This window comes from Halpernia sp. GG3 (assembly GCF_052976925.2).
In genome coordinates this window covers 74,853-89,660 of sequence record NZ_JBRIIR020000009.1, presented here as the reverse complement: position 1 = coordinate 89,660, position 14,808 = coordinate 74,853, and the positions used below count along the sequence as shown (strand labels likewise).

General features: G+C 30.7%; 12 protein-coding genes and 1 tRNA gene. 5 read left to right on the top strand and 8 right to left on the bottom strand.

Annotation, left to right across the window (positions count from 1 at the left end; genetic code table 11):
- Window positions 1-14: 14 nt before the first annotated feature.
- Window positions 15-782 (bottom strand): hypothetical protein, encoded by a 768-nt coding sequence (locus ACVBED_RS03820; RefSeq protein ID WP_447119607.1) that lies wholly within the window; start codon window positions 780-782, stop codon window positions 15-17.
- A 144-nt stretch (window positions 783-926) separates the two neighbouring features.
- Window positions 927-1,958, bottom strand: coding sequence for a glutaminyl-peptide cyclotransferase (locus ACVBED_RS03815; protein ID WP_447119605.1), 1,032 nt, complete (start codon window positions 1,956-1,958; stop codon window positions 927-929).
- Window positions 1,959-2,101: 143 nt separating this feature from the next.
- Between ACVBED_RS03815 and ACVBED_RS03810 the strand changes: the two genes are divergently transcribed.
- Entirely contained in the window at window positions 2,102-3,316 is a 1,215-nt protein-coding gene (locus tag ACVBED_RS03810; protein ID WP_447119603.1) for an acetyl-CoA C-acyltransferase, read from the top strand.
- Between the two features lie 199 nt (window positions 3,317-3,515).
- Here the strand turns inward: ACVBED_RS03810 and ACVBED_RS03805 are convergent, their stop codons facing one another.
- Genes ACVBED_RS03805 through ACVBED_RS03795 form a run of 3 tightly spaced genes read right to left on the bottom strand, consistent with a single transcriptional unit; the run spans window position 3,516 to window position 10,256 of the window.
- A complete protein-coding gene (locus ACVBED_RS03805; RefSeq protein WP_473094528.1) occupies window positions 3,516-3,971 on the bottom strand; it encodes a DUF1569 domain-containing protein in 456 nt (151 codons plus the stop codon).
- A gap of 39 nt (window positions 3,972-4,010) precedes the next feature.
- A complete protein-coding gene (locus ACVBED_RS03800) occupies window positions 4,011-4,400 on the bottom strand; it encodes a lysozyme inhibitor LprI family protein (protein WP_473094527.1) in 390 nt (129 codons plus the stop codon).
- 6 nt (window positions 4,401-4,406) lie between these two features.
- Window positions 4,407-10,256 (bottom strand): alpha-2-macroglobulin family protein, encoded by a 5,850-nt coding sequence (locus ACVBED_RS03795; RefSeq protein ID WP_473094526.1) that lies wholly within the window; start codon window positions 10,254-10,256, stop codon window positions 4,407-4,409.
- An 18-nt stretch (window positions 10,257-10,274) separates the two neighbouring features.
- On the opposite strand from ACVBED_RS03795, the gene ACVBED_RS03790 reads away from it, so the two are divergent.
- From ACVBED_RS03790 to ACVBED_RS03780, 3 genes are read left to right on the top strand one after another with little or no spacing between them, the layout of a single operon-like run.
- Complete coding sequence (locus ACVBED_RS03790) at window positions 10,275-11,036, top strand: UbiA prenyltransferase family protein (protein WP_447119598.1); 762 nt, start codon at window positions 10,275-10,277, stop codon at window positions 11,034-11,036.
- Window positions 11,037-12,116 carry a DNA replication/repair protein RecF gene (recF, locus tag ACVBED_RS03785; protein ID WP_447119596.1) on the top strand — a complete coding sequence of 360 codons (1,080 nt, stop codon included), beginning with the start codon at window positions 11,037-11,039 and terminating at the stop codon, window positions 12,114-12,116.
- The gene (locus ACVBED_RS03780) at window positions 12,116-12,406 is read left to right on the top strand and encodes a hypothetical protein (RefSeq protein ID WP_447119594.1); all 291 of its coding nucleotides are present in this window, start codon (window positions 12,116-12,118) and stop codon (window positions 12,404-12,406) included. Before recF ends, ACVBED_RS03780 begins: the two co-directional genes overlap by 1 nt.
- Before the next feature lie 57 nt (window positions 12,407-12,463).
- Here ACVBED_RS03780 and mtgA read toward each other — a convergent pair whose 3' ends face one another.
- Window positions 12,464-13,108, bottom strand: coding sequence for a monofunctional biosynthetic peptidoglycan transglycosylase (gene mtgA, locus ACVBED_RS03775; RefSeq protein WP_447119592.1), 645 nt, complete (start codon window positions 13,106-13,108; stop codon window positions 12,464-12,466).
- A 70-nt stretch (window positions 13,109-13,178) separates the two neighbouring features.
- Window positions 13,179-14,225, bottom strand: a complete 1,047-nt coding sequence (locus ACVBED_RS03770) for an ABC transporter substrate-binding protein (protein ID WP_447119590.1) — start codon at window positions 14,223-14,225, stop codon at window positions 13,179-13,181.
- A gap of 46 nt (window positions 14,226-14,271) precedes the next feature.
- On the opposite strand from ACVBED_RS03770, the gene ACVBED_RS03765 reads away from it, so the two are divergent.
- Window positions 14,272-14,345 (top strand) — tRNA-Arg (locus tag ACVBED_RS03765).
- 133 nt (window positions 14,346-14,478) lie between these two features.
- Here the strand turns inward: ACVBED_RS03765 and ACVBED_RS03760 are convergent.
- On the bottom strand, window positions 14,479-14,775 hold the full coding sequence (locus tag ACVBED_RS03760) for a hypothetical protein (protein WP_447119588.1): 297 nt from the start codon (window positions 14,773-14,775) through the stop codon (window positions 14,479-14,481).
- Between the last annotated feature and the right edge of the window lie 33 nt (window positions 14,776-14,808).

The window sequence follows — 14,808 nt, the reverse complement described above, 5'->3', positions numbered from 1 at the left end:
AATCGAAATTTCTTCTATTTTTCAATCTTGTAAATATAAAGTTTGTTTTTTAGGATTGCCAAGAAATTACTTGAGTTTTTATCCACAATTTTGGCTTTTTGGTTCTCAAAAACTTTCTTAAAAACGCCCGAAGAATTCCAACATAAGATCTTATTGTTTTCAATAATATAAAATTCTCCGTTTTCACGCCGAAGTTTTTTTCCGTTTTCTATTTCTGTTTTAAAAATTAAATTGCTTTGAAAATCATAGACAGAAAATTCCTTTTCCTTCAGTAAATAAACGTTGTTTTTAAAGACAATTAAATCTTTAATTCCTTCAAAATTAAAATTCATTAAATAAGAGTTTTGAATATTTTTATCTCGAAATCTGTATTTTATAAGGCGTTTTGTACTATCTTCTAGAATCCAAAAGTACTGTAAATCTGCCCCAAAAGCCATCACCACAGAACCAAAATCTTCACGTAAATTTACTTTCTGAATTTCCACCAAATTCACATCGTAAAGCCTCATTTCTTGAGCATTTTCAGAAAAAGCAAAGATATTGAGTGGATTTTCTACAGATTGCACTTTAAACGGAACCGTAAACATTATTTTTCCTTGTTGCAAACCAGTAGAATCGTATTTCGTAAAACTAAAATCTTTATTTTTATAGAGATAAATACTGCCATAATCATCTGCAAAAAATCCTTGTGCTTCCTTTAAATTTAAGGAATCTAATGGATTTTGTTTTTGCGCTGAAACTGCACAAAAAAGCATGATAAATATAAATTTCAGCAGTGTCAAAATTTTTTATTTTTTTTAATATAATAACTTAGAATCTTACGCACCCCGACCTGAGCGGAAATCTTTTTATTTTTTTATAAAAAAATAAAAGATTGAGAGCGGAAGACAGAAAAAGGTACCCAAATATTTAAGTTTAATTATAATTTACTGACTAATTTTAAGTTCATAAATTTTGCTCCAGTTTTTACCTGTCACTAACATATTATCACCTTTAAAAGCAATGCCGTTTAAAACCGCATCATTATCGTCTTTTACCAGATTTTCATTGACAATTTTGGTTAAATCAAAAACGCCAACCACTTCCCCATTTTCTGGATTAATTTTTAAAATAATCGGCTTTTGCCAAACATTAGAATAAATGAACCCATCGTGAAATTCTACTTCGTTTAATTGGTCAAAAGACTCAGTATTACCCGCGACGGAAATACGACGTACAACTTTAGAAGGATCAGAAGGATCAAGAAAATAGATGTTTTTTGTACCGTCCGTTGTTATCAAATTTTTTCCATCAGTCGTCATTCCCCAACCTTCCGCAATCATATTGTTAGACGTAAATTGGCTTAAAAGTTTGAACGTATTTTTATCATAAATAAATCCAATTTTTGTGCGATAAGTCAATTGGTAAAGTTTATCACCTACCGCAGCAATCCCTTCCGAAAAAATATTTGCCGGTTGATTAATCACTAACGAAGGCGTTGTACTCCCCAAAGTGTATTTCATCAATTTGGATTTACCCTCTAAACCAATACTTTCATAAACCGTATTTCCCTCTAAAAAGAAACCTTCTGTGAAATTTTTGGTATCGTGTGGATAATCCTTAATCAATTCATAAGAAAGTTTTTTTTCGGGATTTTTTGCATAAACATTTATCGTTGCATCTTGTTGAATAATTTCGCCATTTTTTTTCTTGATGTTATAAGTCACATCGTTTTCACCTAAAGTAAAATACGCAGGATCAATTTCCATTTTATTTAAATCTTTATCACCAAAACTGATCGAAATACTTTCAGAATTATCAGTGACATCTTTTGGTAGATCTATTTTATCACCAAAGTGATAAGCTTTACTCCCCATAGAATTGCTGTAATTATTCAGAGAGTTTTTAATTTCCTTATCTTTATTACAAGCGGTTAACAAAAGAAGTGACAGCATACCGCCAATAAAATATTTTTTCATTTTTTAATTTAATAATTATCCCAAATTTACAAAATTTTGTTATTCTTTTTTGAAGCAAAAGATAATGCTTAAAATTCTTTCGGATAGAAAAAGATAAATTTGATTTCTTTTAATTTTCTTAAATTGCGGTGTAAGAAAATAATATGAAAAACGCATTTATAATAGACGGAACACGCTCTGCAATTGGAAATTTTAAAGGGCAACTTGCTGTTTTGAGAACTGATGATTTATTGGCACAAATCTTAAAAAATTTAATTAAAAGAAATCCAGAAATTCCTTTAGATAAAATTGATGATGTTATTATTGGTTGTGCAAACCAAGCTGGTGAAGATAATCGGAATGTTGCAAGAATGGCGTTACTTTTGGCTGGAATTCCATTTTCAGTTCCTGGCGAAACGGTAAATCGATTGTGTGCGTCGGGAATGAGCGCAATTGTTCAAGCCGCAAGAGCAATAAAATCTAATGAAGGTGATTTATTTATCGCAGGTGGCGTAGAAGGAATGTCTAGAGCGCCTTACGTAATTTCAAAAAGTTCGAGCGCTTTTGGTACGGATGCAAAAATGTACGATTCCAGTTTCGGCTGGCGGTTTACAAATCCGAAAATGGCAGATTTATTTGGTGTGGAAGCGATGGGAAATACCGCGGAAAATTTAGCAGAAATGTTTCATATTTCTCGAGAAGAACAGGATGAATTTGCCTTAAATTCTCAAAAAAAAGCCACGAAAGCGCAAAATTCCGGAAGATTAAAAGAAGAAATTTCTGATATAAAAATAGCACAAAGAAAAGGTGACGATTTAATTTTTAATAAAGATGAATTCATAAAACCAAAATCTTCTTTAGAAATTTTAGCAAAACTTCGTCCGGCTTTTAAAAAAGAAAATGGAAGCGTAACGGCAGGAAATGCTTCTGGACTAAATGATGGCGCGGCGGCAGTTTTTATTGCTTCTGAAGAAGCAGTTAAACAATATAATTTAAAACCTTTGGCGAAAATTCTGAGTTCGGCGGTTGTCGGTGTAGAACCCAGAATTATGGGAATTGGTCCAGTTGAAGCCACAAAATTAGCCCTAAAAAGAGCCAATTTAATTTTAGACCAAATTGATGTCATTGAATTAAATGAAGCCTTTGCAGCACAAAGTATTGCAGTTTTAAAAGAATTAAAATTAGAAAGTAACGACCCGCGGGTGAATATCAACGGCGGTGCAATTGCTCTTGGACATCCACTTGGAATGAGCGGAACGAGAATCACTTATTCTGCAGCTTTAGAATTAAAAAATTCCGGTAAAAAATACGCATTAGCTACGATGTGCGTTGGCGTTGGACAAGGTTACGCGGTGATTTTAGAAAATTGTAATATTTAAGTTTACTCTAGAAATTACATTTCTTTTGAAAAAAAAAACTTTGATTTTAGCCACAATTGCGATTGTATTTCATTATTAAATTAACAGTTGCACAATATTTTGAAAGGTATTTTTGTAAAAACAAATATTTTTTTCAATTGCCATCGAACATTAAATAAGGATTTACCATAGAAATAATTTTATTTTTTAAAGGTGATTTTTACACTCCAAATTGCTCCAAATGATGATTGAGATGTTTCGCAAACATATTGTTCCATTCGGATGATTTTAATTTTCCAAATGAAGAACTTTCTTTACCATCAAACGCTTCTAAACCAAGTTGTTGGGTTTTCTGTATAAAGCCAATTAATCGTGATTTTTCATTCTCGAAATCTTTTTCCTCAGCAATTTTAAAAGCCGGACTTGTAGGAAGATTTTGTCTGTACGGCTTCTCATTTGTAACTTTAGATTTCACAAATTGTTTCAAGATAAACTTTGCAATTCCACTTGTTTTTTTATGCTTCTGTGGTTCATAAACTAATTCATACGAAATATTACAGTGCGCGAGCATTTTATCCACTGTCATAGTTCCCCACTTTCTTTGGGTTTCTGAAGAAAGTTTTTGAATTCTGTCAATATAATTTTGCGCGTCTTTTGCGTTGAAAATATTTTGCATTGATTTTTGTTTTATCAAATATAATAAGTTTTTACGATATTATTTGATAGAACCATTGCACATTTCCCCTTCTTTATTTCCAGCAAGCCAAACTTTTAATTCTTTAATTCTTTCTTTTGTTTTTTCTCCTGCAAATGCATTAATACATATTGTATATATTGTTCCATACTCAACCTGTTTGTTTTCTGCGGGAAATCTTGCTTCTACTTCTGCATCACGAAATTTTATCCAATAATTTTGAGAAATCTTAAGTTTTCCAATAAACAAAGTATCTGAACTATATTTTTTTAGAATCTTTTTATAAACTGTATTTAATTCTTTATCTACTTTATCAAACTTTTTCGCTGCATCTAGATTCATCTCAGTTTGTGTTTGTGCAAAAACTGTTGGCGAAATTATTATCAAAATTGTTAAAAATATTTTTTTCATCAATTATTATTTTTCAGTAATCTCGACTTTCGTTCCTTGCGTATGCGCGTTCATTTGCGGCGCGTAATAATTTTGTAAAGTGGTAATTCCATTTGAGAATTTTCCGGCAGCGTTGCAAATGTAATCGTACTCAAACACATATTTTCCTTTCGGCATGTATTGAATATAAAAGTTGGTTGACGCATCTTTCGTTGATTGATAATAACCCAGATTATTTTTATATTCATACCCGGAAATCACATCTAAAGGTTCAAATCCTGCTGCACGCATATCTTTTAAATGAATAAATTCCATGCTTCTGTCAGTATTCAAGATCATCCGAACCGTCACTTTATCACCAATTTTTAATGGCGAATTTTCTGTAATTTTCTGTAATTCTTCGCCATTCATCGTTTTTACTTTTTTGTACAGTTCTTTGGTAATTGAAATGTAAGATTCAGACGATTTTATTTTATCTAAAACTTCATAATACTGCCAAAATAAACCGCCCTGGACAATTCCGGCGCCAGGTTTCGTAATCGTCACAGTTCCTAATTTTTTATCTAAAACATCAGATTTTACTGTTGATTTCACATAACCTGTCACTTTCACATCTGGATTTCTCAGTTCTATTCCGCCCCAGATGATTGTTGCTTTATCACTTTCGGCTGAAGTCCAGGATTTACCGGAATTTAAAATGGTGAAAATAACTTCTGCTGTGCCGCGCGAACTTCCCCAAGAATTAACTTCTTTCTGCGTAATCAGCCAGATCTTCATCTCCTCAATCATTTTTTCATCATTTGGCGTAAGTTTGTTAAACGCTTCCAAAGCGCCTGCTTGGTTCACCACTTTAGACGAAAACCAACCCCAATCATTTAAATTTTGTTTCCAGTAAATTCCCTGTGTTTCACTCTCTGTAGAAGTTTCTTTTAAATAAGTCAGGAACTTTTTTGAAATATCATTTAAGCCATAATCATCAAATAAAATTGCCAATCTATGCAATCCGAAGAAAGTAAAATCACTAATTTTTTCAGTTTTTGCTTTTAAAATTACCGCAGTTTTTAAAGCGTTTCCTTTTTGTTTTAAAGGATAATCTTTTTCCCAGTAATTTCGGGTATCAAGATAATCCAAGACGTAATTATTAACTACATTTTTATCGATTTCACCGTATTTATTAACTTCAGAATCAACGTAATTAACCAGTTTTGAAACCATATCTTTTTGTTCGGAAGACTGATAATCTTTTACATTTCCTTTCAACCAAACATTAATTCTGCCTAAACTTTTTAGAATGTAAAGTGATGTGGAATAAGAACTTGGATAACCGGAATACCAAGAAAAACCACCATCCAGATTTTGCAGTTTTTGCAATTCTGACCAATCATCATTAATGGAATTTTTCATCGTATTCACGTCAAATAATGCCGCCAATTTCTGCATTTGCTCTTCCTCATTTTTACTGTCCAAAACCCACGGCGTTTCCTCTAAAAGCAATTGTTTTAATTCCTGATTTTTTTCTAAATTACTTTTCAGCAATCCTTTAGATTGATATTCCTCAAAAACAGTTTTTAGTTTCGGATTGGCTTTAAAAATTTCTGATGCCAAAACATCGGCAAACCATTTATTGAAAACGACATCGGCAGAATTATTTTGGTTATTTTTTAAACTTGGCAAAGCAAACATAATTTCCCAGATCGGATTGGTTGTCAATTCCAAAGTATTAGAAAAATTCTGAACCGTAGAAGAATTATTTTTAGTTAAATTTTCGATGCTAAAAGTTTTCGTTTGACCTTCTTTCACAAAAATTGGAACAGCGTCTGTTAACAATATTCTATTTGGTAAGACCGCAATTGCCTGTTGTTCGCCATCAGAAAAATCACCGGCTTTCGCAACTACTTTTATGATAATTGACGAGACATTATTCGGCACTTTTATAATCCAATTTACCACAGAATTTCCATTTTCTTTTAAATCAAATGATTTTTGAGTTTCATTCAAATTAAATTTTGAAGAAATATCTTCATTTGTAAAAGCATCTAAAATTTGCAATTGCGCCGTTCCGCTTAGAGGTTTATCGACCAAACTTGAGAGTTTAGACTGCAAATTCAGTTCATCACCTTCACGTAAAAAGCGCGGATAATTTGGCGTTACAGAAAATTCCTTTTGCGTTACCACAGATTTTTCTAAAGTCGCGGCTCGCGCATCTTTTGTGTGCGCGAGAAACATCACTTTCCATTGTGTTAATGCTTCCGGCGAAGTAAATTCAAAAGACACATTTCCATCTTTATCGGTCATTAAATTAGGATAGAAAAAAGCGGTTTCATTTAAATTTTGACGGACTAGAATATTTTCAAGATTTATTTTTTTCACTCCAATTCGAGTTATAACTGCTTCTTCAATATTTTGACTTTTAACCGTATCAGATTGAATCAAAGCATTTTGTCTAATTATTAAAGATTGTGGCGAAGATTGCTTTCTAACTTCTAATCCTGAAAGTTTACCTGAAAGTTGATTTAAAACAACACCGTAAATTTGATTATCAAACCAATTAAATCCAGGTTTCGAGATATGATAATTTTGCAAATATGGAATTCTTTTGCTGTAATTTTCCTGGCTTAAACCTTCATTAATTCCGTAATCATTTACTTTGAAATAATGATTTTCCAGACTTTGCCAATTGTAAGAATTAATGGCAAATTTATCCAAAGACATATCGTACATATTTGTCAAAACTTCTGCGTTGATCTTTTCTTTATCATCACCCAGAACTTTTACTGTCCATTTTTCTTTTTTACCGGGTTCTAATTTATCCCGAAACGTCACGGTTTCGATGCGCAAAGGTTTTTTATCGGACGCAATTTTTAAATTTACAGATTCCGTTTGCACATCATTAAAAGCCACCAACTGAAACTGAACATTTATTTGATCAATGCTTTCATCTTTCGGGAAAGCTACTTCATATTCTAAAACGCCGTTTTTAAATTTCTTCTGTTCCGTAAAAGTGTCGCCTTTTCCATTTTGCACAAAAACATTAACCAAAGCATCTGGAATTGCGGAATAAACAAATATTTTCGCTTTTTCATTTCGCTGAAATTCTGTTTTCGGCTGAACCACATTTAAGAAAGGTTTTTGTTTTCCAACTGAATTTTTATCCCAAACACTGAAGTATCCTTGTGCTTTTATAGTATCCTTTCCTTCAATATTATAAAACATAATCTTATAGATTCCAGCGTCAAGTTTTCCTAAATTAAGTTTTGTATTTGACTTTTCATTTTTTTCATTTTCCTCTTCAAGTTTATCTATAACAACTTTCTCAACATTCCATTTTTCTTTACTTTCATTTTTATCAAATCTATCGTGAGGAAATTTTTGAATAAATTCCTCTTTCGATAATTGTGGTAAATCCTGAATTTCATTTGCAAAATTATCTCTAAAAACCCGCTGTGGTTCTTCCAATTTTTCCAATTTTATGTGATAAGATTTATTTAGAATTTGTTCGTTATAATTTTTTGTAAAAACATCAATTTTCATTTCCTCATCAGAAAAACTATCAAATACATTATTTGCTTGAATATAATGCGAAACGGAAGACACTTTAATATTTTCTATCGCAGATTGTGTTTCGCCATTAATATCCGTCACAGAAGCATTCACTTCATAATTATCGATTTGAATTCCTTCAATTTTTTCATCTTTTTTAAGGTCTAATTTGATAGTGAATTCCCCTTTTTCATTGGTTTTCACTTCACCTAAAATTGAATTTTCATTAGAATTCCCACGCGGATACCAGGAAAAGTAACGCCACCTGATATTTTGTTTTTTTATCACATAATTTACCGCTGCATTGCTCAAAGCGACACCAGAAAACATGCTTGCTTTTCCTTTTAATTCTACGGTTTCACCGTATTTATATTCGCCTTTTATCGGTTCAAAAGTCACTTCAAATTTTGGACGTTTATATTCTTCAACCTGGAAAAGTTTATTTGCATCTTCGTCTTCGCCTTCAACATTTAAAGAAAATTCACCATTCAATTTTCCGTTCGGCAAAGTAAAACTGCCGTTATAAGAACCAAAGTCGCTTGTTGTAAAATCTTGTTTAGAAACTTCGTCGCCGTTCGAATCTTTCAAAGTGATGGTTTGCTTTAAATTGGGCGCCACCGTTTCTTTATCATTTAGCAATTTTGTATTGATGACTTTAAAATAAACAATTTGTCCGGGTCTGTAAATAGCGCGGTCAAGGAAAATCTGTGTTTTAAATTCCGGATCTGCGGATTTTTCCTGATTACTATTATTTCCGTAAACCTGCATTAAATTGAAGTCATTGGTTTTCGCATCGCGCACCAAATAAGTTCTGTAATATTGGTTATTTTTAGAATATAAAAGTTTAAAATCACCTGAATTATTAGTGTTTACTTCTGATTTTACAATTTTCTCGTTATCTTCAATTTCGTAAATTTCCAAAGGGTGGTTTTCAACCGCTTTTCCATTTTCCCGGTTGACCAATTTTAAAACATTTGCAGGAAAAAGTTCTTCATTTTTATTTTGATATAAAATTCTGGAACTGGTTGCGATGAAAGAAAATTGTTCCGCAATTTCACCATTTACGACATATTCTAACATATAAATTCCCGCAGGTAAAGGTTTTATCTCTAAGGAAGTCGTGTGGCTTTTATAATCTTCGGATTTTGGTAACGTAAATTTTTCTTTTTTTATCAGCGATTTTTTAACCAAAGCAAATAAAGATTTGTCGTAATTTCTTTGCTCGTATTTCAAATAATTATAAAAATCAGACTTTACTTCATAAATATTCAGTGAAAACTCATTAACGTTTTTTGCCGTCGCAACGACTTGAATTGGCTTGTTTGCTTCGGTATGTTTTTCATATTTAAAAGTCAATGAAGGCTGAATAATTCGATCTTTCAGGCTTTTAATATTATTTAAATATTTAGATTTCGGGAACTGGTTTTCAACTTTATCGATCCAACTTAAAGCGGTTTTGAAATCTTCTTTTGCTTCATAATTTTCAATAATTTCTTGGGCAATTAAAACTTTATAATCACCGTTTTGAGTAGAATTATAAAGCGCTTCCAATTGTTCTAATTTGTTTTTACAATTAGAAAAACCACAGGAATATTTTAGTTTTTGATGTTGAAAATAAAGTTTAACGTTATCGTAATTTTTCGAAATTAAAGCATCGTAGATTTTCAAAATTTCAACATTATTGGCTTCCAATTCATTTTTGGTAAAGAATGAACTGTTCTGTAAAAACTCAATTTTATTGGAAGAATTCCAATCTGCTAAAGTTGGAAAAAACGCTAAATCCTTTGTTTCCGTGAAAATACTTTCGTAAGACTTCATTTTTATTTTATCCAATGAAGTCTGGCTTTTTTCTAAATCTTCGTAATGTTTGGTTAAGTAATTTTTAAAATCCAGTTTTGACCAAGTTTCAATTTGCGCGAAATCCTGGTTATCAACATTCATTCTTTGATTGATCTTCCACTGATTTTGGTTAAAATAATCCTGAAAAAATTCGCCTAATAAAACTTGAAATACAATTTGGTCATCGCCTTTCAACTTCGGTTTTACCTCTTGTAATTTTTTAAAAAATAAACTCACTTCATTATTTTTAGTATCATCATGCGTTTGATTTAAAATACTGAATTCTGCTTTCAAAGAACGAATTAATTGTAACGCTTTATTATCTTTCAAAGATTGTTTTTGAATGTCTAAAATAAGTGGCAAATTAGATTTGTAAAGTCCTTTTTGATAATTTTCCTGCACTTTTTTCCATTGCAAATCATATTTTTCCTGAGCGAAAAAAAGAGAAAATGTAACTGATAAAAGTAAAAGTGTGAAAACTTTGGTAAGTGATTTCATAAAGATTATTTTTGACAAATGAATTTTTTAAATTTAAGCAAAAAATATGTAATCGACAGCCAACTGTATGTCTCGTTGATGGGAACTTCTTTTGCGATTTTTTTTATGCTTCATGAGAATATATTCCGCTTTCCAATGGTTTTGCTAATTTTCATCACCTATTTTAGCGGCTACATTTACACAAAATACCAGGGAAATAAAGAGCTGCTTTTTAAAGTGCTCACTTTTAATTGCATTTGCGGTTTGATTTCTGTCTTTTTAATTTTACACAATAACAATTTCGAGCGATTAATTCGTTGGGGAATCATCGTGTTTTTAGGTCTTTTATATGATAGTTTTTTTTTAAAATACTTTATCAGAAAAATTCCACTTTTTAAAGTTTTTTATGTTGGTCTTATTTGGGCTTTAGTTTGTGGCTGGTTGATTCAACCAGTAATGCATTGGCCCATATTTTTTCTTAGTTGGTTATTTATCACTGCCTTAGTTTTACCTTTTGATATCAGAGATATGAAAAGTGATGATGTGGTTACGTTTCCACAATTAATTGGTATTCAAAACACAAAATATCTAGCTTATTTATTGGTTTTCAGCAGTTTATTGATCTCAATTTACTACTTAAATTCAATTTTCAGTCTATCGATGTTTTTAACTTCAATCTTGACCTATATTTTAATTTATTTTTCTGAAAACAGCCGTAAAGAATCATATTTTTCTTTTTGGGTAGAAAGTTGCAGTTCATTACCTCTTTTATTTCTCTTAATTTTAAAGTATTTTTGGTAAATGATAATTCAAAAACTATCGCTTATAAACTTCAAAAATCATTCATTAAAATCTTTTGAATTTTCACCGCAGATCAATTGTTTTGTAGGTAATAATGGTGCAGGAAAAACTAATATTTTAGATGCGTTGCATTATCTTTCAGTTGGTAAAAGTTTTCTTGGAAATTCAGACTACAATTCCATTAGAAAAGATCAAGATTTCTTTACTTTAGAAGCTGAAATAATTGGCTTAGAAAAAACAGATATTCTTAAAATAATTTTACCAAAAGAAGGAAAAAAATTATTTAAGAAAAATGATAAAAGCTACGAACGATTATCCGAACATGTTGGTTATTTACCGATTGTGATGATCTCGCCATACGATTCAAATTTGATTTCAGATTCTGGTGAAAGTCGAAGGAAATTTTTGGACGCGATGATCTCACAAACCGATTACGGTTATTTGTTCAATTTAATTCAATATCAAAAAACTTTGCAACAAAGAAATGCTTTGCTCAAAGATTTTTCAAAAAATAGATATTTTGATATTGACAGTTTAGAGATTTATAATGAACCGTTAAGTAAATTTGGGACTGAAATTTTCAATAAAAGAAAAGAATTTTTGAACGATCTATCGCCTTTCGTTCAAGAGTATTATAAAATTATTAGTGGCGGAAAAGAAGCTATTAAAATTATTTATCAATCTGATCTAGAGCAACATAGCTTTAAAAATTTATTAGTACAAAATTTAGAAAAAGACAGAATTCTTACTTATACTTCAAAAGGAATTCACAAGGATGATCTGGTCTTTCAAATGGACGATTCTTTAATCAAAAAAATTGGTTCTCAAGGACAACAGAAATCATTTTTAATTGCCTTAAAATTGTCTCAAATGAATCGAATTAAAAATTTAACTGGCAAAACCCCCGTTTTATTGCTAGATGATATTTTTGATAAACTCGATGACTTACGGGTTTCACAACTGATAAATCTGGTAAACCAAGAGCATTTTGGACAAATTTTTATCACAGATACAAGTAGAGAACGGACTGAATTTGTGGTAAAAAAAATTAATGAAGAAAGTAAAATTTTTGAATTATAATGAAGAAAAAACGTGAATATCAAAGTTCCGAGTTGGTAAAATCTTTTGCTAAAATTCATGGTTTTGAAGACAAATTAATCGCAATAAGAATAAAAGATTTTTTAGAAGATTTTTTAGACTCGGCGATGTTTTCCGAGATTGAAAGTGTCAATTTAAAGGAAGCAATTCTTGTAATTAGAATAAAATCACCGCTTTTAAAAAATGATCTCAAATTACGTAAAAGTTTTTTACTTAAGAAATTTCAAACTTTAGAAGGCGAGGAAAAAATTAACGATTTATTGCTTTTATAGTACTACTTTTTCGCAAACAATTTGATGCCGTAAGTTATAAATTTGGCCAAAACGTAATTATTGTAAATTCACATTATTCATCTGCCGCATGATCCAGTTGTGTTTTCTAGAAAGATAGCTGGATGGGTTATTTGGATCATATTCTTGTGGATTTGGAAGAATAGTTGCAATCCAAGCCGCTTCGCTTTTAGTTAAATTCTTTGCTGATTTTTTAAAATAATATTGGGAAGCAGCTTCTACACCAAACACGCCGCGTCCCATTTCTATTGAGTTTAAATAACGTTCTAGAATTACATCTTTACCCCAAATTAATTCTATCTCAAAAGTGAAAAAGGCTTCAAAACCTTTACGAATGTAACTTCTACCCTGCCAAAGAAAAATATTTTTTGCAGTTTGTTGAGAAATTGTACTACCACCACGCACAGTTGTACCCTTTTCATTATGCTTTAAAGCCTTTTCAATAGCATTATAATCAAAGCCATTATGTATGAAAAACTTTTGATCTTCTGAGGCTATCACGGCTTTTTTTACGTTGGTGCCCATCTCCTCAAAAGAAATATAATTACGATCTAATTTTTTATATTCAATTAAACCACCAAGTTGTGTGATAGTAATGGGCGGATTAAAAAATTTTCCCCAAACAATAAAGAGAATATTAGCGAGAATTAAAAGGTAAATGATTCGTTTTATAAAATTCCACATAAATAAAATTGAATTGCAAAAATAGGAAATTTAAAACTGCTCAATTTTCAGAAAACATTAAATTTTACGATTACTTTAGTTTTTTCATGTAAATTAAATTATAATCTTGTAACAATTCTGGATGAAAAATTTTTATATAATCTTTTAAAACTAAATCTGCTCTCACTAAACCACTTTCAAAATAATCATTAGACTTTCCTTTAATTTTTCCTGTTAATGAGTACAGATTGCCAGTAGTAAAAACATTCATTTTTGCATAAGAGGCATTAATTTGAAGCAATTCTTTTTTATCTAAATGATTACTCACGTTCACCCAATATTTAGCATCTTTTGCTCTTACAAAAACTTCTTCAAAACCAAGCGGAACACCTCTTGTTTCCTGATTATCTGCTAAAATATATGTGGCATTAGCATCCTTTATAAATTGTGCTAAATTAGATTTTCCACCTGCTAAAAACCATTCATTTCCGTACATTTCATTGACCAAAACTTTTGGTTTTGTAGTTGCGTATAATGCTGCTTTTTCTAAATTATCATAATTCTCTTTTACTTTAGAAAAGACTTTTTTACTTTCTGAAAATTTGCCTAAAAGTTCCCCAAAAACTTTTACATAAGCTGATTTTTCTAAAGGATCCTGTTCTAAATATTCATCCAAAAATATAATTTTAATTCCCTTTTTTCTTAGTAAACTGTACGTGTTCTCAAAACTCGGAACATAATTAGTAAAAATAACATCCGGTTTTAAAACAATAATTTTTTCAATATCATATTTTCGCTCGCTTCCTACATCTTTTATTTTTTCAGATTTTATTAAATTTTTAACCTTTTCACTGTAAATATATTCCGGACTGGACACGCCGATAATTTTATTTTCAGAATTAATGGCTTCCATATATCCTAAAAGACTGGAATTTAAAAGAATTACTTTTTTAAAAGGTAATTCTGAATTTTTCAATTTATAAATGAATTTTCCTGATTGTAAATTAAAAAAATCTTTATTTTTTTGATATTTAAGATTTTGAGAAATTACGATCCAATCATTTGAAGTGATTTCTTTATCTTGATTGCAGGAAAAAATAAATAAAAATGAAATTATTGTAAAAAAGTAGTTTTTCATTTCCCAAAGGAAATAAAAAAGTCTTATATTTGCAAACCAAAAAAGAGGCTTCGTGGCGCAACTGAATAGCGCACCTGATTACGGCTCAGGAGGTTACTGGTTTGAATCCAGTCGAGGTCACAAAATAAATCCCTAAATACTCTGTTAATCAGCCATTTAGGGATTTTTTATTTTACTATTTGTACGATTATTGTATTGCGAACTACATTTTTAATAATTTCAAATTTTATTAAGTGTACTTAAACCAATATTTTTAAGAAGATGCTTTTGCAAGTTCCTGTAATGTTTTGGTTGAAAGTGTTGAAATATCTATTTTTTTTTCGTTTAAATCTGTTGTAATCTCTGTTTTTATTTCGCTTTGCTTTGGTAAAATATAAGGCAAAAGTTTTGCAATTGCATTAACCCGATCCAAAGGCTCTAATTTCTCCAGCATCTCTCCTAAATTATCAATTTCCTTCATTACAATTGTTTGAAGTATTTCTTTTGTTTCTGCGGTGGTTTTATTTGGTGTTCCCTTCACTCGACCGCCTGTTTTTATTCCTGTTGCCATTTTAGTAATATTTGTTGTTTCTATTTTTACCTA

Excerpts from the sequence above, each read along its gene's own strand:
- recF (WP_447119596.1), top strand. The coding sequence starts at position 11,037 with ATGATAATTCAAAAACTATCGCTTATAAACTTCAAAAATCATTCATTA.
- ACVBED_RS03790 (WP_447119598.1), top strand. The coding sequence starts at position 10,275 with ATGAATTTTTTAAATTTAAGCAAAAAATATGTAATCGACAGCCAACTG.
- ACVBED_RS03780 (WP_447119594.1), top strand. The coding sequence starts at position 12,116 with ATGAAGAAAAAACGTGAATATCAAAGTTCCGAGTTGGTAAAATCTTTT.
- ACVBED_RS03805 (WP_473094528.1), bottom strand. The coding sequence starts at position 3,971 with ATGCAAAATATTTTCAACGCAAAAGACGCGCAAAATTATATTGACAGA.
- mtgA (WP_447119592.1), bottom strand. The coding sequence starts at position 13,108 with ATGTGGAATTTTATAAAACGAATCATTTACCTTTTAATTCTCGCTAAT.
- ACVBED_RS03760 (WP_447119588.1), bottom strand. The coding sequence starts at position 14,775 with ATGGCAACAGGAATAAAAACAGGCGGTCGAGTGAAGGGAACACCAAAT.
- ACVBED_RS03810 (WP_447119603.1), top strand. The coding sequence starts at position 2,102 with ATGAAAAACGCATTTATAATAGACGGAACACGCTCTGCAATTGGAAAT.
- ACVBED_RS03795 (WP_473094526.1), bottom strand. The coding sequence starts at position 10,256 with ATGAAATCACTTACCAAAGTTTTCACACTTTTACTTTTATCAGTTACA.
- ACVBED_RS03800 (WP_473094527.1), bottom strand. The coding sequence starts at position 4,400 with ATGAAAAAAATATTTTTAACAATTTTGATAATAATTTCGCCAACAGTT.
- ACVBED_RS03770 (WP_447119590.1), bottom strand. The coding sequence starts at position 14,225 with ATGAAAAACTACTTTTTTACAATAATTTCATTTTTATTTATTTTTTCC.
- ACVBED_RS03815 (WP_447119605.1), bottom strand. The coding sequence starts at position 1,958 with ATGAAAAAATATTTTATTGGCGGTATGCTGTCACTTCTTTTGTTAACC.